The 20,331-nt window shown below is 52.0% G+C and carries 15 protein-coding genes; 2 read left to right on the top strand and 13 right to left on the bottom strand.

All coding sequences use genetic code 11. From position 1 onward, the window contains the following. Window positions 1–56: 56 nt before the first annotated feature. From ALO_RS05605 to ALO_RS05670, 13 genes are all read right to left on the bottom strand, one after another. Entirely contained in the window at window positions 57–908 is an 852-nt protein-coding gene (locus tag ALO_RS05605; RefSeq protein ID WP_004093783.1) for a D-alanyl-D-alanine carboxypeptidase family protein, read from the bottom strand. A gap of 135 nt (window positions 909–1,043) precedes the next feature. Continuing rightward, complete coding sequence (gene larE, locus ALO_RS05610; RefSeq protein WP_004093785.1) at window positions 1,044–1,883, bottom strand: ATP-dependent sacrificial sulfur transferase LarE; 840 nt, start codon at window positions 1,881–1,883, stop codon at window positions 1,044–1,046. Between the two features lie 101 nt (window positions 1,884–1,984). Next, window positions 1,985–3,199: an ABC transporter permease gene (locus tag ALO_RS05615; protein ID WP_004093786.1), complete on the bottom strand. Its 1,215-nt coding sequence runs from the start codon at window positions 3,197–3,199 to the stop codon at window positions 1,985–1,987. Next, window positions 3,189–3,887: an ABC transporter ATP-binding protein gene (locus tag ALO_RS05620; protein WP_004093787.1), complete on the bottom strand. Its 699-nt coding sequence runs from the start codon at window positions 3,885–3,887 to the stop codon at window positions 3,189–3,191. Before ALO_RS05620 ends, ALO_RS05615 begins: the two co-directional genes overlap by 11 nt. A 296-nt stretch (window positions 3,888–4,183) precedes the next feature. Next, window positions 4,184–5,275 carry an efflux RND transporter periplasmic adaptor subunit gene (locus tag ALO_RS05630; protein ID WP_004093789.1) on the bottom strand — a complete coding sequence of 364 codons (1,092 nt, stop codon included), beginning with the start codon at window positions 5,273–5,275 and terminating at the stop codon, window positions 4,184–4,186. Window positions 5,276–5,297: 22 nt separating this feature from the next. Continuing rightward, window positions 5,298–6,599, bottom strand: coding sequence for a TolC family protein (locus ALO_RS05635; protein ID WP_004093790.1), 1,302 nt, complete (start codon window positions 6,597–6,599; stop codon window positions 5,298–5,300). A 432-nt stretch (window positions 6,600–7,031) separates the two neighbouring features. Continuing rightward, window positions 7,032–10,145 (bottom strand): efflux RND transporter permease subunit, encoded by a 3,114-nt coding sequence (locus tag ALO_RS05640; protein ID WP_004093791.1) that lies wholly within the window; start codon window positions 10,143–10,145, stop codon window positions 7,032–7,034. Then, entirely contained in the window at window positions 10,146–11,282 is a 1,137-nt protein-coding gene (locus ALO_RS05645; RefSeq protein ID WP_004093792.1) for an efflux RND transporter periplasmic adaptor subunit, read from the bottom strand. Window positions 11,283–11,662: 380 nt separating this feature from the next. Next, window positions 11,663–13,312 carry a ribonuclease J gene (locus ALO_RS05650; RefSeq protein ID WP_040292843.1) on the bottom strand — a complete coding sequence of 550 codons (1,650 nt, stop codon included), beginning with the start codon at window positions 13,310–13,312 and terminating at the stop codon, window positions 11,663–11,665. Between the two features lie 288 nt (window positions 13,313–13,600). Then, window positions 13,601–14,014 carry a 3D domain-containing protein gene (locus ALO_RS05655; RefSeq protein WP_139025329.1) on the bottom strand — a complete coding sequence of 138 codons (414 nt, stop codon included), beginning with the start codon at window positions 14,012–14,014 and terminating at the stop codon, window positions 13,601–13,603. A gap of 305 nt (window positions 14,015–14,319) precedes the next feature. After that, window positions 14,320–15,522, bottom strand: a complete 1,203-nt coding sequence (locus ALO_RS05660; RefSeq protein ID WP_004093799.1) for an MFS transporter — start codon at window positions 15,520–15,522, stop codon at window positions 14,320–14,322. Window positions 15,523–15,618: 96 nt separating this feature from the next. Then, window positions 15,619–17,013 (bottom strand): MFS transporter, encoded by a 1,395-nt coding sequence (locus ALO_RS05665; RefSeq protein WP_004093801.1) that lies wholly within the window; start codon window positions 17,011–17,013, stop codon window positions 15,619–15,621. A 361-nt stretch (window positions 17,014–17,374) separates the two neighbouring features. Then, complete coding sequence (locus ALO_RS05670; protein WP_004093804.1) at window positions 17,375–18,247, bottom strand: LysR family transcriptional regulator; 873 nt, start codon at window positions 18,245–18,247, stop codon at window positions 17,375–17,377. Window positions 18,248–18,447: 200 nt separating this feature from the next. Between ALO_RS05670 and ALO_RS05675 the strand changes: the two genes are divergently transcribed. Together ALO_RS05675 and ALO_RS05680 are read left to right on the top strand one after the other, a co-directional pair. Beyond that, window positions 18,448–19,260, top strand: coding sequence for a sugar phosphate isomerase/epimerase family protein (locus ALO_RS05675; RefSeq protein ID WP_004093807.1), 813 nt, complete (start codon window positions 18,448–18,450; stop codon window positions 19,258–19,260). A gap of 3 nt (window positions 19,261–19,263) precedes the next feature. Then, the gene (locus ALO_RS05680; RefSeq protein ID WP_004093809.1) at window positions 19,264–20,304 is read left to right on the top strand and encodes an isocitrate/isopropylmalate dehydrogenase family protein; all 1,041 of its coding nucleotides are present in this window, start codon (window positions 19,264–19,266) and stop codon (window positions 20,302–20,304) included. The last annotated feature ends 27 nt before the right edge of the window (window positions 20,305–20,331 follow it).

Here is a 20,331-nt window from a genome sequence, read left to right on the forward strand (position 1 = left end):
AATTCTGATACAGCGCAACGAGGACAGGCGTGAGACTGGTACGTTCGGAGGGTATGTCAAACGCCCGCACGAGACTGAAGTGGCGCAGATGAGCCTTTTTCAACGGTCCCTCTTATATTGAAACCGTATTCCAGTAACCTTGCCGCATCCTGATAACGGTTTGGACTGTTTAAAATGACGGCGATTAATTCGGTGTCGCCTCTTCTGGCCGTGGCGACCAGACAATACCCTGCGGCTTTGGTATAGCCGGTTTTAACGCCGTTCACCCCGTAAAATGTATCCAACAGTGCATTGGAATTCTTGACCTGGCGCAGTCCGCCGTTGAGCGAGGCAACCGTTCTCTCTTTTGTGGCTACGATGCGGCGAAAATCGGGATAGTTAAGAGCCTCAGCTGTAATCAGCGCCAGGTCAAAGGCCGTTGTATAATGATTAGAGGGATCAGGCAGACCATGAGGATTGCTGAAACGGGTTCCGTTCACGCCAATCCGCGCTGCTTCTTCGTTCATCCACCGGATAAACTGTGGGCGGTTTCTGCCTACATGTACTGCCACCGCCTCAGCGGCATCATTGCCGGAAACCAGCATCATCCCGTAGAGTAGTTCTTTCAGCTCCATCTGTTCACCGGCCTGCAGCCCAAGACAGGAGCCCATGCTGGCTGATGCTTTCGGGTCTACCGTTACAACGGAATTAGGGTCACCGCGTTTCAACGCTACCAGCAGCGTCATTATTTTAGTCGTACTGGCGGGATACATGCGTTTATCCCGCTCTTTTGCATAATATATGTATTGAGAGCGGGCGTCCATCAGAATAGCCGCCTGAGCCCCGATCTCCGGCGGTACGGCCTGCGCTGCGCCAGCCTGCTGCCAGGACAGAAAAAAAATCGCCAGCCATAAAATAATACGAATCATGCGTTATTCACTCCAATGTCTGCTGCGTCCTATAGTCCTGCGGGATCAAACGGGCATGACCATGCCGCATTTCTTATGTATGTAACGCCAAAGCCCGCCAATTGGCGGGCTTTTCGTTTTAAGCTGCCGACAGCCCTAGTGGGCGGCGCTTTGCCGGGCGATACCCGGCAGCAGTTCGTTCATGCTCCCCATGCGATACCCCAGAAGATCCACTGTTACAAAGGTAAAACCCAGTTCTTTTAATTTACAGCTGATGACAGCAGCATGGTCCGGCTGCAAAAGAGTCGGGATTTCTTGCGCCGAGACTTCTATGCGGGCCAGATCACCGTGATGCCGCACCCGAATCTGGCCGGAACAATATTGGCGAATCACCGCTTCGGCTTGCTCGATTTGATTCAATTTCCGGGCGGTAATTTTTTGCCCGTAAGCCACCCGGGATGACAGGCAGGCAGCACTGGGCTTATTCCATGTTTTCAGTCCCCAATCGGCGGACAGATGCCGAATTTCAGTTTTGGTCAAACCGGCCTCCAGCAGAGGGCATTTTACATGATCCATCTCACCGATGGCCTTCATGCCAGGCCGATAATCCCCCAGATCATCGGCGTTGGATCCTTCCAGCACCCAAGCGTAACCGCGCTCTGCGGCCCAGTGCGTCAGAGCCCCAAACCGCTGTTTCTTGCAATGATAGCAACGATCGGCATTATTGGCGACAAAGTCAGGGCTCTCAAGTTCGCTGTTGTGGACTAGGATATGCTGAATCCCGATCTGTTTGGCAGCCGCCTCAGCGTCTTGCTGCTCAGAGGCTGCCAAAGTAGCCGAATAAGCAGTCACGGCCACTGCCTTATCCCCCAGTGCCCTATAAGCCGCCGCCGCCAGAAAGGTACTGTCTACGCCGCCGGAAAATGCGACCACTACACTGCCCAAATCCTGCAGCAGCCGCATTAAATGTTCCAGTTTTTCATTAGTAGTCGCCACGCAATTTGCCTCCCCATCTAAGTATCTGTTCTATGTATTCGCGCCATAGCATCATTCCCCTGCTGCCTACTTTTTGGTATCAGGGGAATGATGCTAGAACATTATTCATAGCGCAGAGCTTCGATAGGATCCAGCAGCGCCGCTTTGCGGGCCGGATAGATGCCGAAAAACAGGCCGATGGCCACTGAAACTCCGAAGGCCATAATAACGGCGCCCATGGATACAGCGGTATTCCAGCCGGCTACCGCTGAGATCACATAGGCTGCGCCTACTCCCAGGGCGATCCCCATCAGGCCGCCGGCGACACTGATGACCATGGCTTCAATCAAAAACTGCATCAGAATATTGCCATAGCGAGCCCCTAATGCCTTGCGGATTCCGATTTCCCTGGTGCGCTCGGTAACTGACACCAGCATGATATTCATGATGCCGATGCCGCCTACCAGAAGGGAAATGCCGCCAATATTGCCCAGCAAGAGGGTTATGGTCCCGGTAGTTTCAGCGGCTGTGGCCATAACGCTGACCAGATTACGCACGGTGAAATCATCGGGCTTATCCGCGGTCAGACGATGCCTGGCCCGCATCAGCGTCCGTATATCCTCCTGCACCTGTTCAATCGTCTCGGTGCTTTCAGCCTGAACACTGATCAGTTGGACGTGAGAGATGCCCATCATCCGTTCCTGGGCCGTGGTCAAGGGTATGATGACCGTATCGTCCTGGTCAAAACCGCCGGTGGATTGACCCTGGCTCTCCAACACGCCGATAACCCGGAAGGGAGCCTGATTGATCCGTATAATCTGCCCCACAGGATTGATTTCGCCGAACAGGCTGGTAGCGACAGTCTGGCCGATCACCGCTACCCGCGCTCTGGTGTCCACGTCCCGGACGGTAAAAAAGCTGCCAATCCCGACTTTTTGGTTGCGCACCTCGAGAAATTCCGGGGTAGTCCCCTGAACGCCGGTGGTCCAGTTCTGATTGCCATAGACCAGTTGGTACTGCCGGCTGACGCTGGGAGCTACCAGCTTGGCGCCGGGCACTTCCCGGGCAATGGCCTGAGCGTCTTTATAGGTTAGAGAGATAGCCGACCCGGCGGCCTGCCGTGCTCCTGACGCCGTAGCGGCGCCGGGAGAAACCATAATCAGGTTACTGCCCAGGCTGGCAATAGAACTCTCTATTTTCTCCCTCACCCCCATGCCGATGGAGATCATGGCAATAACTGCACCGACGCCGATGATAATCCCCAGCATAGTCAGAATGGAGCGAAGCTTATTGGCTCTCAAACCATCCAGGGCAATGGCGATGCTTTCAACCAACACCTGGCCCACCTCCCCTGGTTTCGTCCCGTACCACCAGTCCGTCCCTTACCTGAATGACTCTCCTGGCAAATTCGGCAATATCCGGCTCATGGGTGACCAGAACCACGGTTCTGCCCTGAGCGTTCAAGTCCTGGAAGATATCCATGATTTCGTTGCTGGACTTGGTGTCCAGATTGCCGGTAGGTTCATCGGCCATAATAATGCTGGGGTCATTCACCAGGGCCCTGGCGATGGCTACCCTCTGTCGCTGCCCGCCGGACAGCTCATTGGGGCGGTGATCCAGGCGCGATTGGAGGCCTACCATGGCCAGCGCCCTGGCAGCCCGCGCCTGGCGCTCTTTTTTGTCACTGCCGGCATAAACCAGGGGCAGGGCCACATTCTGCACTGCCGACATGCGGGGCAACAGGTTAAAGTTCTGAAAGACAAACCCGATTTTTTTATTGCGGGTCACAGCCAGCTGGTCATCATTTAAGGTTGCCACCTCTTGTCTATCCAGCCGGTAGGATCCGGTTGTGGGCCGATCCAGGCAGCCCAGTATGTTCATCAGGGTAGACTTGCCCGATCCTGACGGCCCCATAATGGCAGCAAATTCGCCAGCCCGAATGTGAAGCGTTACCCCGGCCAGAGCGGCTACCGTATTATCTCCCATTTGATAAATCTTTTTCACATCAGTAAGAGCAATGGTCATAAAACGTCCTCCTTCTCGGGTAAAAGCCTGTTGTCAAACTCATCTGCGGCCTCGAAGCAGGGACCGTTCAAAAAGGTCCAGATGCTAGGCGCGACGAGGACGAGCGCGCAGACAGTACGTTTGCAGGGTACGACAACGCTGGAAAGATGCGCAGCATCGTGAAAGCTGGAAGAAAGCAGTCCCTTTTCGGGTATCAGAACAAAATAAACAATCAGCATAAATCCGAAAAGAGGTGCTTTCTGAACAGCGCGCGCCCGCAGGAGCAACAACGCAGATGGGCCTTTTTCAACGGTCCCCTACCGCGGCATCCGCATGCCTGGCATCCTCATACTTCCCGCATTGGCGGGCGCCTTAGTCTGGGATACCAGGACTTGATCCCCGTCTTCCAGGCCGCTGGTAATCTCAATCTTCTCATCACTCATCAGCCCGGTGGTAACATTGACATTTTGGGGATGACCGTCTTTCAGGACCTGTACATACTGCTGTCCTTTGCTGGACTTAACGGCAGACAGGGGGACCAGGAGAACATTCGTGCTTTCCCCCACATTGAGGGTCACCCGGGCGGTCATAGTGGGTTTAAGAACTTGACTGCCCTCGGTATCCACGTCAATGACCACATTATAGTACACGACGTTTTGCTGCACATTGGCCTTTTGCGAGATATTGGACACAGTGCCGTTGAAGGTCCGGTCGCTGTAAGCGTCCACGGTAAATGTGACCTTCTGGCCTACCGCCACCTTGCCGATATCGGATTCATCCACCTGAGTGTCAATCTGCATTTTGGACATATCGGCGATGGTCATAATCACCATCGGGTTGGATATCCCCGGCGCTACCGTCTGTCCGGCCGGAATGGGCTCACCGATCACAGTGCCGTTAATCGGCGCCCGGATGACCGTGTCATCCAAATCTGAGGCTACCTCATCATAGGAGGCTTGGGCCAGATTGTACTCCAGGCGGGAGGAATCCAGCTGCTGTTTGGAAACTGCGCCGATTTTACTTAATCGCTCATTCCGTTCGTTATTGGCCGCAGCATTGGCCAGCCGGGCCCGGGCCTGAGAGAGCTGCGCCTGCAGGCGGGTGTCATCCAGGACCAGCAGGATCTGGTTGGCGGTAACCTGTTGGTTTTCCGCCACCCGCAGTTCTTTGATCAACCCGGTGATTTTCGAGCTGACATCTACCATATTTACCGGCTTAAGGGTGCCGGTGGCGGAAACCTGGGCCATAATATCGCCCCGTTCCACCAAAATAGCCGGACCGGCTGCAGCGGGTTGTTCCTGGGCGCCGGCGTAATAGCGCCAGCCGAATGTCACAGCCGCCGCTGCCACAGCCAATATTATAAGCCATTTCAGATATGGCCGGATTTTCCCCCAGAGTATCCCTATCATTCGATATTTCCCCCTCGTTTTGTCAGTTGAGGTCGCTGCCGATGGCCTTATCCAGTTTAGCTTTGCTGATATTGTGGTCGTACAAAGCCTGGGTATAGTTATTTCTGGACTGAGCCAGGGCCAACTGAGCATCGATCACATCCAGGTTGGTTCCTACCCCGGCGTTATATTGCTCCCGGGCGATAAACAAATCTTCTTCGGCTTTGCTGACCGCTACCTGGGTTGTTTCCACCCGCTTTTCGGCTTCCTTCAGGCTCAGATATGCCTGCCGCACTTCCAGTGTCACGTTGTCACGGACCTGTTGCTCCTGCAGACGGGCCTGCTCTACCGAGTCGCCGGCGCTTTTCACTTTGGCTCTGGTCACGCCTCCATCGAACACATTCCAATTGGCGGATACAGATACGGTCCAGTTGTCATCCTCTGTATCAGGCAACTCAGCATCCTGCCAGGCAATGCTGCCTCCCGCCGACAGGGTCGGTTTATGGCCGCTTTTGGCCGCCTTCACGCCTTGTTGGGCTATGGCCACGCCAATCGACGCCTGGGCAACTTCCGGCCTGGATTTTGCCGCCTGAGCGATGCTGTTATCTAACGAGACCTCCTGAGCCTCATATTTCAACTCATCTTTGAGAGTGATTCCTTCATCAACGGATGCTCCAATCAGGTTGGCCAGGCTGGCCACCGACAGATCATAGCCGTTTTGGGCTTTTAAGAGGTTTTGCCGGGCATTGGCCAGTTCTACTTCCGAGCGCAGCACATCGGATTTGGCTACGGTACCCACTTCATATTTAGCCTGCACATTCTGCAGATGCTGGGTCATATTATCAACGGTCTCCTGGCTGACCTGAGCCAGGTTTTTCGCCTGCAGCACGTTATAATAGGCGGAAGTCACATCTAATGTGAGCTGCTGTCTGGTTTGGGCAACATCCAGCTGAGCTTGATCCTCTCCTAACTCTGCTTGTTTAATCAAAGCCTCGGTCCTGCCTCCTGTATACAAAGGCCAGTTTAACCGCAGGCTGCTGCTGAGATCGCTGCCGCCTGCATCACTGGTGACGCCGGGTTGGTTCTGATCCAGGATATAGGTACTGCCCAAAGAAACGGTAGGAAGCTTGCCACCCTTGGCCTCATGTACTCCGGAGGCCGCCTTGGATCGATTTACATCCGCTATCTTAGCAGTAGGATTATTTTGATAGGCCATCGTCAGGCTGTCCGCCAGGGACAATTCCAAAGGAGCGGCCCAGGATATAGACGCGGGCGTCTGAGCGGCCAGCAGACTGGCGGCTATGAAAACGCGGAGAGACTTTTTCCAGGATATATTTCTCTTCACAATCCCAATCCTCCTTTACGGTTGTAGGCGGTGATAGCCATATGTGACTGAGCACTCAGTCTACATTATGTCACCTTATTATTATAACGGCTATAAACCTTTTAGGCACTAAGTATTTTTTTCCGCGAACCGCCTTATGGCAAACCTAGCCGGTGAATTAGGTTAATTATAAATAGAATGTATGGCTAAAGTATGATGAACTTGTGAAAAATCTGTGAAACGTAGGGTATCGTTGAAAAAGGCTCATCTGCGTCGTTGCTCCTGCGGGCGCGCGTTCGACGTACCCTGCAAACGTACAGCCTCACGCGCGTCCTCGTCGCGCCTAGCATCTGAACCTTTTTGAACGCTACCTGTTTCGAGGCCATAGATGAATTCAGCAAGATGCTAAAAGAAAAGAACCCGGTCGATTAGGCCGGGTCTTGGTTCAAATAACTACACCCGCGAAGAAATGCCATAAGGGCTTTTGCCTTGGGGTTTTTGCTTCCATTTGGTTTGCATCCGGTCGATTAACAGATACACCAGTGGTACGACGATGAGGGTCAGGATGGTGGACGTCACCAAGCCACCCACCAGTACCACGCCCATGGAGGAGCGCAATTCGGCGCCGGCTCCGATGCCTAGGGCAATAGGCAGCATACCGAAAATCATGGCGGCAGTGGTCATCAGGATCGGACGGAGACGAACCGCCCCCGCCTCTATCAGGGCGTCGCCCACCGATGCGCCGTTTTCCCGCAGGTGGTTGGTATAGTCAACCAGCAGGATAGCATTTTTGGTAACCAGACCCATCAGCATGATAACCCCGATCAAAGCCATAATGTTAATGGTCTTGGCGGCAATCAACAGACCCAGGATGGCACCTACCAGGGAGAAAGGCAGAGACAGCATAATGGTCAGGGGATGGATAAAACTTTCAAATTGGGCCGCCAGCACCATGTAAATCAGGATGATGGCCAAAACCAAAGATTTGATGATTTCGGCGAAGGCCTCCTGCATCATCTGGGCCTGGCCGATAAATTTATAGGAATATCCCAGAGGCAGGTTCAGGTCAGGCAGCAGTTGCTGCGCCTGGCCTACCACATCGCCTACCGACGCGCCTACAGCGTTGGCGTAGACAATGACCTGGCGCTGCCGGCCTTCACGGTCGATCTGGGTAGGCCCCGAGGACAGATAGACCTCGGCAATGTCCCCTAAGCGCACAAAAGAGCCGGTGTGGGTGGAAACCCGCAGATTGGCTACGTCGTCTAAATTCAGACGGTGACTGGACTGGAGCTGGACCCGGATATTATAATCGCTGTCAGCAATGCTGAACCGGTTTCCGGCAGTTTTTCCCAGAAAAGCGGTCTTGACCACATCACCCACTGAGGTGGTGTCAACACCCATTTCTCCCATTTTCACGGCATCCATGCGGACCCGGACTTCAGGGCCTGACTGTTCACTGGAAATATCCACGTCGGAAGCCCCTTTGATCTGACGTATCTGTTCGGCCAATTCCTGGGCATAGTGGTTCAGAACCTCCAGATCAGGCCCCCTCAGAGCCAATTGAATCGGGCGGGAGTCGCCCCGGCCCATGCCTTGGTTGTTGGAGACAGACACCTTTAAATTCTTGACGCTTTGGAACTTGATCCGCAGTTCATCCATAATCTCGGTCATGGACCGATCCCTTTGACTGGCCGGAATCAGCCGCACGCCAATCCGGGTCCGGTAAGTCATCCGATTCATGCCCACAATCATAGAGGCGGCCTCCAGTTCCGGAATGGCCAGGATTTCTCTTTCCAGGGGCTCGGATAATTCCCGCATTTTCTCAACCGGAGTTCCGGCCGGCGCGTTCATGTTCACGCTGAACTCGCCGGAATCATAAGTAGGCTGGAATTCAGTGCCCATAAACGGCAGAAGAAAAATATTTGCAATCAAAGACAAAACGGCCACAGCCACGATTTTCTTGGGATGGCGCATGGCCCAGCGCAGGGTCTCCACATACCAGTCCCGCAGCGCCAGAAATCTGTTTTCAAAAGCATCCAGCATTTTCTGCAGCCATAAGGCCGGACCTTGCAAACGCTTGTTGGCGTCATGATCCATTTTCAGCCAGTAGGCTGATAACATAGGAGTCAGAGTAAAGGCTACAAAGAGGGAAAAGGCTACGGCAAACGCTACAGTCAAAGCAAAGGGCTTAAAAAACTGTCCGATAATCAAACCCATGCTGCCCACCGGTACAAATACCGCCAGAATGGACAGAGTAGTAGCCATAACCGCCAGATAAATTTCGTTGGTGCCCTGTTCGGCGGCCTCCATGGGGGATTTTCCTTCTTCCAGGTGACGGAAGATATTTTCAATAACCACAATGGCGTCGTCGATCAGGATGCCGACCGAAAGGCTGAGTCCCATCAGGGACATGTTATTCAAGGTGAAATTCATCGACTTCATCAGGAAAAAGGTTGCGATAATCGAGGTAGGAATGGCGATGGCGCCAATGATGGTCGCCCGGAAGTTGCGCAGGAACAGGAAGGTGATCACTACAGCCAGAAAACCGCCGAAAATCAAAGATACCATCACGTCTTCCACGCTTTCCCGGATGTAGATGGAACTGTCCTGGGTCAGAGTGATGGTCAGGTCGGAAGGCAGGACATTTTCCTCCAGATACTTCATCCGTTCCTTGACCTTGTCCGCCACATTCACCGTATTGGAGCCGGATTGTTTCTGAACGGCCAGCATAACGCTGGGCACACCGTTGGTACGGGAGTAAACCCGTTCTTCCTCCCAGCCGTCCTCTACCTCAGCCACATCGGCCAGCCGGATGAGGCGGCCCTGCTGATTGGCCACGACGATATTCTTGATATCTTCCACATTCTCATATTTACCCAGAGTCCGGACGGTCAATTCCATCCCGCGGTCTTTGATACGCCCGCCGGGAACATTGATATTCTGATTGTTAACGGCTTCAAAAATCTGCTGAAAAGAAATTCCGTAGGCTTCCAGCTTGTGAGGATCCAAAAGCACCTGGATTTCCCGTTCGCTGGCGCCATATACACTGACCTCAGCCACTCCGTCCATACGCTGCAATTCGTCTTTCACCACATCGGTGGCGATTTTGCGAATCTCACCCCGGGTCCGGACATCCGAGGCCAGGCTAAAATAGATAATCGCCTGAGCGCTCAGATCCGCCCTCTGGACAACCGGTTCGTCAATCTCATCCGGCAGCCGGCGGCGAATGCCGGCTACTTTTTCCCGCACTTCATTGGCGGCCAGTTTGGGATCAGTGCCGAATTCAAACTCAACAATGGTTTGGGAGGAACCCTCCCGGGATACGGAGGACAGGGTCTTAATCCCGGCTACCGAACTGACGGCATCCTCTACCGGCTTGGTGATCAAACTCTCTACTTCCGCCGGTGAAGCGCCCTCATAGGTAACGCTGACCGTTACCAGAGGCAGGTCAATATCAGGATTCAGATCAATGCCCAGTCCCGGGTAGGCGCTGAGGCCAAAGACCACCAGCAGCATAACCAGCATGGTGGTGAAGACCGGACGTTTAATAAATACGCCAATGCCCATTTACTGTGCCCCTTCCCTGGGGGCCGACACATTGACCACCGAGCCGTCCTTGAGTTTGTTGTGACCGGCTGTAATGATCATGTCACCTTCGTTGACGCCCTCCAGAACTTCAGCCCAGCCATTGCCTACATAGCCTAATTTCAGGAGCTGCTGCTGCACTTTATTTTCACTGTTGACCACATAGACGGTCTTTTGATCTTCCCTCAGTACCAAAGCACCTTCCGGCACCGCCAGCACACCGGTGCGCTGATTGCCTATCAGCTCTACCTTGGCAAACATGCCGGGCTTTAAGACTCCCCGCTCATTGGGAATGCTGATTTCAGCCGTAAAGGTACGGGCCGGCAAGGCAGCGGCCGGAGAAATCCGGGTGACAGTGCCGGTAAAGGCCTCGTCGGCCAAGGCATTGACCAGGACTGTGGCCGGAGCGCCGACCTTGATCTGGGTAATCTGCCCTTCGCCCAAAGTGGCTTTGGCCAAAAGAGTGGAATCGTCAGCAATGCTGACAATCGGCGAGCCGGCCTTGACGAAAAATCCGGCCTGCAGATGGCGCTTTACCACGGTACCATCGCGGGGAGCAATCACCGTAGCGTTGTCCAGCCTGGTAGCCAGATAGCTGAGATTGCCTTCGGCGGCTTTGACCTTGCCAATGGACAGGTCCCGTTTGATCCGGGCTGAATCCAGAGCCTGAGCGGCGATGGCGTCTTGTTTGGCCAGCATTTCAGCCCGCTTCAGATCCATTTCCGCTTGTTCCAGTTCGGCTTTAGCCACTAACAGATTCCCTTCCGCCTGAGTCACCTGGGCGGCTAATTCGTTAGCCTCCAGGTTGGCGATCACCGTGCCGGCCCGGACCAAGTCTCCTTCATCCACCTGCAGTGTCTCGATCCGCCCGTCTACTTTCGGCGAAATTTCAGCGGTCCAAACCGCTTCCAGGTTGGCTGAAAGCGTGATCACCGGACTGATATCCCGTCTGGCCACTCTGGCGCCTTCCACTTCAACGATTTTCCCCTGGGAGGCCCTTTCGGCGCGCAGTTGGTTCGCCTTCAAATTGGAATGGATACGGAAAAAAATGACTCCCGCCAATGCTAGGAACAAAATCGCAGTAATTGTGATGACTTTTTTATTAACCAATATCCCCATTCCTCCACGTCGAAAATTTCCGAAAACAGAGTCATATTTTCCGCTATACGGAACTGTCGCGGAATATCCGGATAGTTTTTTGCAAGTACTGTTTTTAATTATAGCAATGAATCTGATTCTTTGAAAAGAAGAAATTGTGTGGACGGAGCAATACTCCACCCATAGGCAACCTTTTTGTAAGCTTCGCCGCCCATAACAAAAATCCTATCGACTCGCTAAAAACTGACCGAATATCAGTCAAAAAAAGAAAAAAGCAATCCCTGCTTCCAGAGATTGCGAATGAGATATGATTTTTTATAAAATTCACCTGCCGCCTCGAATCCGGGACCGTTCAAAAAGGTCCTGGCAACGCAGATGAGCCATTTTCAACGGCCACCTTTTTATTCTTTGTCTACTTCCATAATAATCGGGAGTATCACCGGCCGGCGACCGGTCTTTTCGAACAGGTACTTGCCCAGCACATCACGCACCTGGGATTTGATGCTGGCCCATTCGGTAATTTTGGCGGTTTCGCAGCGGGCCAGAACATCCGCCACTTTTTCCTTGGCCCGGGCCATCAGTTCCTCTGAATCCCGCACGTAAACAAACCCCCGCGACACCAGATCCGGTCCTGCCAGGACACTGCCCTTCTGTTTGTCCAGAGTGACCACGACGATCAAGACTCCGTCCTGGGACAACTGGCGGCGGTCCCGGATAACAATATTGCCGATATCGCCTACGCCCAAGCCATCGACAAACACCTTGCCCACAGCCACTTTGCCGGTCATTTTTCCCTCGTCAGGCGCAAACTCGAATACCTGGCCGTTTTCGCCGACAAAAATATTTTCCCGGGGAATACCCAGTTCTTCCGCCATCTTGGCATGAAGCTTCAGCATGCGGTGCTCGCCGTGAACCGGAATAAAAAATTTCGGCCGGACCAGGTTCAGGATCAGCTTTAATTCTTCCTGGCTGGCATGACCGGACACATGAATGCCAGTGTCCCGTTCATAGATAACATGAGCCCCCTGCCGCATTAAGAGGTCAATGGTCCGCCCCACGGATTTCTCGTTGCCCGGTATCGGACTAGCCGAAATAATGACCGTGTCGCCGGGACATATCTCAACAACCCGGTGGCTGTTGGTTGCCATACGGGTTAAGGCCGACATGGGCTCACCCTGGCTGCCGGTGGTTAAAATCAATAACTGATTGCCGGGGTAGCGGTTAATCTCATCAATGTCGATTAAGACCCCTTCCGGTATCTGCAGGTACCCCAGCTCCATAGCAATAGTGGTTACATTCACCAGGCTGCGCCCTATAATGGCGACTTTACGGCCATATTTGCAGGCGGAATTGACTGCCTGCTGCAGGCGGGGCACATTCGAAGCAAAGGTAGCTAAAATGATCCTGTCTCTGGCGGCCCGGAAGGCATCGTCCAGCGCCGCTCCCACCGTGCGTTCCGACTTGGTGAAGCCAGGCCGTTCGGCATTGGTGCTGTCGGACATCAGCAAAAGCACTCCCTGGTCTCCCAGTTCGGCAAATTTATGGATATCCATGATTTTTCCGTCCACCGGCGTCTGATCAATCTTAAAGTCACCGGTATGCACGACAGTGCCCACAGGGGTTTTAAAGGAAAGTCCCACTGCATCGGAAATAGAGTGACTGACCCGGATAAACCCTACCTGAACCTGGCCGATCTTGATCTGATCGCCGGGTTTAACCGGAATCAGGCTGCAGCCCGATACATTATTCTCCTTCAGCCTGGCCTCGACTAAGCCTAAGCTTAAGCGGGTGCCGTAAACCGGCACATTGAGCTGCTTCAGCAAATAGGATAAAGAGCCTACATGGTCTTCATGCCCGTGAGTCAGCACCACAGCCCGCACCTTGTCCTTATTTTCCACCAAATAGGTCATGTCCGGTATAACCAGGTCAATACCCAGCATATCTTCTTCCGGAAAGGCCAGACCGGCATCAATGACGATGATGTCGTCGCCATAACGAAATACGGTCATGTTCTTGCCGATTTCACCCAACCCGCCAAGGGGAATAATCATTATTTTATTTTGCTCATTATTCAAACGTGAGTCACCTCCAAATTTAAAGCATATACAATCATCCGTTTAGCCGCTCCATCAACTGTTACTATCTCTGGAAAATCTGACCGCACAATGCTTATTTATGTATTATACAAGAAAATACTTTTCAATACAAGGTATTACAAGTCAATCACTGCACTAAATCGGAGCACATTACATTCTTTCCGCATTGCCGCATCTTTTATTCCTTGCGTATTGAATTAAAATATAAAAGACCCCGGCTAAAGCCGAGGCGCTCTAACTATTTCACCAAAACATTACATACTTTTTCTGCGGCGGGACCACGTAGATTTCCATAGTCTGCACGCCAAACCGGGTCATTTCCTCTTCTTGCTCCAGACAGATGTCAATGCGGTTCCCCAGAATCAGATTGCCGGTATCATGGGCCAGCATCCATCCATAGCCGGGAACACGGACACTGGAGCCTAAAGGAATAACTTCCGGGTCCACGGCAATGGTTTGATAGGGCAGAGCCGGCCTCCCGTCATAGGCCAAACCGGTACCGCTGGTCATACCCTCTTCAAAGGGCGTATAAGCAGTAGCCTGCACGGTCAGGGCAAATCCCTCAGCCCCTGGCCGGGGTTCATAACTGACATCATTCGCGATTGCAGGCTGGAACAGCATTGCAGCCAAGGTTAAAACTCCGAATAAACTCCTCATGAACGACCTCGCTTTAACTGGGTATGATTTCGGGCTAAAAGTCCTAATTCCAGGTCCCGTCCAGGACGATAGATATATATTAACCAAACTATACCTATGTGTCCAACCGTTTCCATACCCTGAAGACCGGATTAACCGGGAATAGCTTCTGCTTGCGGCCAAAAACGCCCCTATACTGGAAAACCTAATTTTAAAAACGAAACCCCGCAGCTTCTCCCGGATGCCCGAATTGATCCGGGACATCAGGGAGAATTGCCAGGGCTCCGGTATCAGCAGCATGAAATTTACTTTCGGCCAAACGATACTTATTCATATACCCGTACATGGCGTTCCCGCACATACAAAGCCAGCACAACCCCCAGGAGCGCAGTAAGTCCGACACCGACCAGCAGCACCACGCCGCTCCAGCCCTGCCATTGCAGGAACTTTCCTCCCGCTGCCCCCAGCACGCTGGATCCCAGGTAATAAAACAGTAAATACAGGGAAGAAGCCTGTGTCCTATGGCTGGCGGCTGACCGGGCAACCCAACTGCTGGCGACGGAATGTCCGCCAAAGAAGCCAAAGGTGCAGAGAGCCAAGCCCAAACCCTTGCTGTAAATCGATACCGCCAGGGTCAATATGACGCCGGCCAGCATCAAAATGACTGACAGCCCTAATATCAAACCGCTGCCATGCCTGTCCGCCATTCCCCCCATGAAGGTTGAACTGAAAGTGCCCACCAGATACACCAGAAAAACCAATCCCAGTGCCGTTTGGCTAAAGTTATAAGGCGGTTCCATTAAAGGGTAACTGATGTAATTATATAAAGCGACGAAAGACCCCATCAGCACGAAGCCGACGATATAAAGCTGCAATAACTGCGGATTGCGCAGATGAGTGCTCAGGGAAGCCAGCAGATCTCTCAGAGACTCACTGCTGGGGACAAAATGACGGGAAGGGGGAAGATTCGCGGCAAACCACAGACTGATCAACACACCGGCGCAGCCTAGCACTCCCGCTGCCGCCTGCCAGGAAAAAAAATCTGACAGAACACCGGCCAGCATTCGTCCGGCCAGCCCGCCGATGGAATTTCCGCTGATATAGATTCCCATGACCAGACCCGCATGGCGCGGATCAAATTCCTCGTTAATGTACGTCATGGCAATGGCGGGGAATCCGGCCACAAATACGCCGGTAAGTCCCCGGATCAGCAGCATGAGGTGAAAATCCTCGACAAACAGCAGCAAAACAGTACACAGGCTGGATCCCAGCAACGCTGCGGTCATGATGCGTTTCCGGCCCTTTTGATCCGACAGCCAGGACATCCACAGCATTGCAAACGCCAAACCGGCGGTTGCATATGAAATTGTCAGACTTGCCAGGGACGGCGATACGCCAAAATCCCGCGAAAAAACCGGAATCAGCGGCTGCAGAAAGTACAATAGGGCAAAAGTAACTAAACTGCCTAAAAACAGCGCCACATTTGCCTTCCAATACTGCGGGCTGTTCATTTCAATATACTGTCTCATGTAAAATCTCCTAATCCTGCCACAATTGTCTTAATTATATTACACACATGCTTTCAACCAGCAGCACCGGACATGTCCGGCAGCAACCGGTGAAAGTCACTGACGCCCGGTCGGTGCCTCCGCCGTTTCGAAGCCGGAAACCGATTCCAGATTCTTATCTTTGGTTTCCGTTCCCAGAACGGCAACAGCCAGTCCGGCCGCAACAAAGCCCATGGCCACCAATGCCAGGGTCAGATAAAGTCCAACCAGCGGGAACAGGAATCCGACTACTGCCGGGGCCAGGATACCGCCGATCCGTCCCAGAGAATTAGCGGCTCCGGTGCCCGTGCCTCGCACTTCCGTCGGATAGTTTTCCGGCGTATAGGCAAACACGATGGAATAGGCTCCCGCTAAAAACAAAATGGTAACGGCGCCGCAGACTACCATCATTTCCGCCGGCAGCTTATTGGCAAGAGCCCAGCCGTAGACAACGCTGGTAATGCCGGACAGCAGCAGGTAGACCACCGTCGGTATTTTGCGGCCCACCTTATCGGCCAGATACGAGCCCAGTATACCGCTGGGGATCCAGACAAGATTCATGACAAACACATAGCCAATGGAAGCATAAATAGAATAACCCGCCTGTTTCAGGAGAGTCGGCAGCCAGGTATTAAGGCCCCAGTAACCAAACATCAGGGCAAACCACAAAATCCAAAGCATAATCGTCCGTTGGGCAAGACCGCCGCGAAATAAAAGAAAAAACTTGTTGCCCTTTACAGTGCGAATCCTGGCGACCGGTTCAGCCGGCGGCAAAGCGTTGCCGGTTTCCCGCTCAATGGCTTGTTCCAACAGAACCAGTTGTCTTTCTGCCTGTACCGCATCCCCTTTTATCATAAACCAGCGGGGAGATTCCGGTATACCCATTCGCATAGCCCAGATCAACAGAGCCGGCGCTATTCCCGTAAAGAAAGCGGCCCGCCAGCCAAAATCCGGCACAATGAAAAAGCTGACGCCGGCAGCCAGCAGAACGCCACCGCCCCAGAGGGCTTCGGTAAATCCGTTAAGGCGTCCGCGATACTGCTTGGGCATCATTTCACTGACATAAGTGAACACCACCGGCTGCTCGCCGCCCATTCCCAGACCGGTAATAAAACGCATAACCAGCAGGGCTTCATAAGACTGAACCAGACCGGTAACGGCCGTGCCAAAGGAAAAAATCAGCAAGGTATATTTAAATACCCGCAGCCTGCCAAAATAATCGGCCAACATACCCCCCAGAACCGCTCCGACAAACATGCCTAAAAAAGAAATGCTAAATACAAAACCGATTTGAACGGGAGTCAGAGCCAGATCCCTGGCCAGATCCGGCATAATGAAACTTAGAAGCAGAATATCATAGGCGTCGAACAGATATCCGGCGGCAATTAAAGTAAAAATCTTTTTGTGCGTCCGGGAAAATGGCAGCCTTTCCATTCTGCCGATTAAGTTTTCTATGGTTATAGCAGTGCTCATGATCGAACCACTTCCTTCAACAAAGATGTATTATCCATACCTGCCGGATCATTGCCGTGTATTCAGCTGCAAAATATTGTCTTCATTATATGCCGAAGCATGTCCAAAATACAAGAGGGCATAGAGGTAACAAAAAATCAGCCCTCTGCTGAAGCAGAGGACTGCTACATTATCTTGTGAGCGATTTTGATGCGGCCGAGTGGATTTGAACCGCCACGAGGCTGCCCTTGCTAGCTCCTTAGTACGGAGCGCCAGTTTAATTCAGCTTCTCCCTGTCTTCCCGTCTAAGAACAAAAAAAGCCGGCCAGATAAAAAATCTTTTGCCCGGCTGGCTCCGACCATTGAAGCATAGTGTGTTTGTCTAAAGTATGCTGTCAATCTCTAGCTTTTTCACAAAATGAACAAAAGAACGCACCAGGTTATGTTCAAGCAACTGCTCTTGATACAGCAGCCAAGTTTTGCGCAGAATCCGTTGTCCGGTTTTGTCTGTAATGTATAATTTATGGATATCCTTTACATCGTTCAACATAAGACTGGGCAATATCGCATACCCCAGATCATTAAGAACCATGTCCCGGCAGATATCGACCTGATCAACAACCATTTTGACAAAAGGAGGCTCGGAAAATTTTTCAGACCACCACCTATTCAACAGAACGGTATTTAAAGGATCACTGCGATAATTGATTCGCGGCAGTTTGGGCAAATCTTTCAGTTCCACTCGATTTTTAGAAGCAATACACATCGGTTCTTCAAATAAAAGAACCTTCCCATCCCGCCACCGCTGGTCGCTTCGAACAAAACCTATTTGGCAGTCCTGACTGCGCATAAGGCCAAAGATGTCCTTGCTTGCCGTAGTCATGACATAGAATTCAATATCGGGATATTTATCTTTAAATACGCGCAGTAAGCGCGGTAAAACATATCTTGTGACATAGATGGACGCGCCGATACGTAAGGTGCCTTTTAGCTCATTGTCCAAATTAGCTACAGTCTCCCTGATTTGCCGGCTATTCAGCAGCATTTTCTCCGCACATTCGGCCAAATATTCTCCCTCGGGAGTAAATTTGACGCCCCGGTTACTGCGATGCAGGATTGTCACTCCCATATCTTCTTCGATTTTGCGCATATGGGCTGTAAGCGTGGGCTGCGCCATAAACAGATCCTTCGCTGTTTTCGTAATGCTTTTGTTCTTATATAACAGCTTGATAATAAGCCAGTCTTGTTCGTCCATCCTGTGCCTCCTCAGAAGCCGGCATGTTTCGATATAGAAATATCTGATTGTGATAATTTGCAAAACCTATTATGGGTTATTCGGAAGAATTTGTTATAATAGCGGCGGAAACGGAAGACGTTGGAACAAAGGACGTTACTGTACTGACAGCCTTTAATCCAGCATCAGTAAATAACTCAAACAAGTAAGGAGGATGGGACATGAAGTTAGCGTATACAGTAGCCACACCGGATACCCGCAAAAAAGCGCTGGCTTACAGTGGTGACTTTAGTGAAATCTGTGCCAAGCTAAAAGATATTGGCTATACCGGTCTGGAACTCTTTGTGCGTGATCCCTGCGAGCTGGATAAAAATGCGGTAGTAAAAGCGATAGAAAGTCATAACCTGGAAATACCGGTAATCGGTACAGGCCCGGCAGTCTCCGAGGATAAACTGACCTTTACCGCGGCTGATGAACAGATGAGAGCGGCCGCTATCCGGCGGGCCAAGGAGATGATCGACTTCGCTTCCCTGTTTAACGCCCAAGTGAACATCGGCAAGTTAAGAGGCGACATCCGTCCGGATAGCGCGGAGCAATCAAGAAAACAGATGAAGCATGCCTTTCAGGAGGTCTGCAGCTACGCACAAACCAAAAAGATTAACGTTACCATTGAGCCGCAAAACCGTTTTGTGATCAATAATTTGAACACAACCCAGCAAGCGCTGGATTGGCTGCACGAGTTGCAGATAAGCAATCTTTTTCTGATGCTGGATACCTTTCACATGAATATCGAGGATCAATCCATGGCCGCCAGCATATTGAAAGCCAAAGATCATAATATCCACTTTCATTTTGCAGAAAACAACCGCGGCATTCCCGGTACCGGACATATTAATTTCCCCGAACTCATCCGTATCCTCAGGGCAATCCATTATGACGGGTACATCTCCCTGGAAATTGACCAGCTGCCTGACAGTTACACCGCGGCGCAGGGGGCATTCGCCTATCTCAATACACTCCGGAAGGAGGATTAACTGATGTATAAAATCGGCGTAATAGAAGGAAACGGTATTGGCCCGGAGCAAATGCAGGCCACGAAATATGTGCTGGAGGCAACCGGGCTGCCATTCCAGTGGGTGGATATCCCGGTCGCCCAAAGTGCGATGGAAAAGTATGGTCATCCACTGCCGCAGGAGTCGGTAAAAAAGCTCAGGGAGCTTAAGGTAAATATCAAGGGTCCGCTCATGGTTGACAGGATGCTTGGCAGGATCACCTGCGTACACGACGACGGTTCCTCAGAGATATATCCTTCCATTAATAACGCCATCAGGCGGGAACTGAATTTATTTGTTTCTCCCCGGCCGATTAAGGGATTCCCGGGAATTTCCGGCAAACATGCCGACATGGACGTAGTCATCATGCGGGAAATTACCGAAGATATATATATAGGCTGGGAACACCAAATTGGCGATATGGCGGCAGAGGCCATCAAGGTGACAACCCGGGAAGCGGTTACGAGGGTTACAAAATTTTCTTTTGACTATGCCCGCAAATATAACCGCAAGAAAGTAACTTGTGTTCATAAAGCAAACGCGCTCAGCATTTCGGACGGCTTTTTTCTGAAATGCTTTATGGAAGTCGCGGCCAATTATCTGGATATTGAAGCGGATGATTATTTTGTCGATGCAGTTGCCTTTAATCTGGCTAAGTTCCCGAAAAAATATGATGTATTGGTAGCGTCCAACCAGTATGGCGATATTTTGTCCGATTTAGCCGGCGGTTTGGCAGGCAGCCTTGGACTGGCGCCCGGAGCCAATATCGGGGAAAATGTCGCGATATTTGAAGCAACCCACGGTGCGGCGCCAGACATTGCCGGCAAGGGGCTTGCCAATCCGATATCGCTTATTCTCTCGGGAGCGGCCATGTTGCGGCATATAGGCTGCTGCGAAGAAGCCGACAACGTAGAAAACGCAACGCGAAAGGTTCTGAGCGACGGCAAGGTGCTGACCCCCGATCTGAACGGCACCGCCAAAACAATGGAACTGGCAGAAGCCATTGCTAAGGCAGTGCATCAGTAAACCAGTATAGGCAACGACTGCGGAGGG

The sequence above is a fragment of the Acetonema longum DSM 6540 genome, assembly GCF_000219125.1.
Taxonomy (GTDB): Bacteria; Bacillota; Negativicutes; order Sporomusales; family Acetonemataceae; genus Acetonema; species Acetonema longum.

Excerpts from the sequence above, each read along its gene's own strand:
- ALO_RS05605 (WP_004093783.1), bottom strand. The coding sequence starts at position 908 with ATGATTCGTATTATTTTATGGCTGGCGATTTTTTTTCTGTCCTGGCAG.
- ALO_RS05620 (WP_004093787.1), bottom strand. The coding sequence starts at position 3,887 with ATGACCATTGCTCTTACTGATGTGAAAAAGATTTATCAAATGGGAGAT.
- ALO_RS05630 (WP_004093789.1), bottom strand. The coding sequence starts at position 5,275 with ATGATAGGGATACTCTGGGGGAAAATCCGGCCATATCTGAAATGGCTT.
- ALO_RS05640 (WP_004093791.1), bottom strand. The coding sequence starts at position 10,145 with ATGGGCATTGGCGTATTTATTAAACGTCCGGTCTTCACCACCATGCTG.
- ALO_RS05645 (WP_004093792.1), bottom strand. The coding sequence starts at position 11,282 with ATGGGGATATTGGTTAATAAAAAAGTCATCACAATTACTGCGATTTTG.
- ALO_RS05650 (WP_040292843.1), bottom strand. The coding sequence starts at position 13,312 with ATGATTATTCCCCTTGGCGGGTTGGGTGAAATCGGCAAGAACATGACC.
- ALO_RS05655 (WP_139025329.1), bottom strand. The coding sequence starts at position 14,014 with ATGAGGAGTTTATTCGGAGTTTTAACCTTGGCTGCAATGCTGTTCCAG.
- ALO_RS05660 (WP_004093799.1), bottom strand. The coding sequence starts at position 15,522 with ATGAGACAGTATATTGAAATGAACAGCCCGCAGTATTGGAAGGCAAAT.
- ALO_RS05665 (WP_004093801.1), bottom strand. The coding sequence starts at position 17,013 with ATGAGCACTGCTATAACCATAGAAAACTTAATCGGCAGAATGGAAAGG.
- ALO_RS05670 (WP_004093804.1), bottom strand. The coding sequence starts at position 18,247 with ATGGACGAACAAGACTGGCTTATTATCAAGCTGTTATATAAGAACAAA.
- ALO_RS05675 (WP_004093807.1), top strand. The coding sequence starts at position 18,448 with ATGAAGTTAGCGTATACAGTAGCCACACCGGATACCCGCAAAAAAGCG.
- ALO_RS05680 (WP_004093809.1), top strand. The coding sequence starts at position 19,264 with ATGTATAAAATCGGCGTAATAGAAGGAAACGGTATTGGCCCGGAGCAA.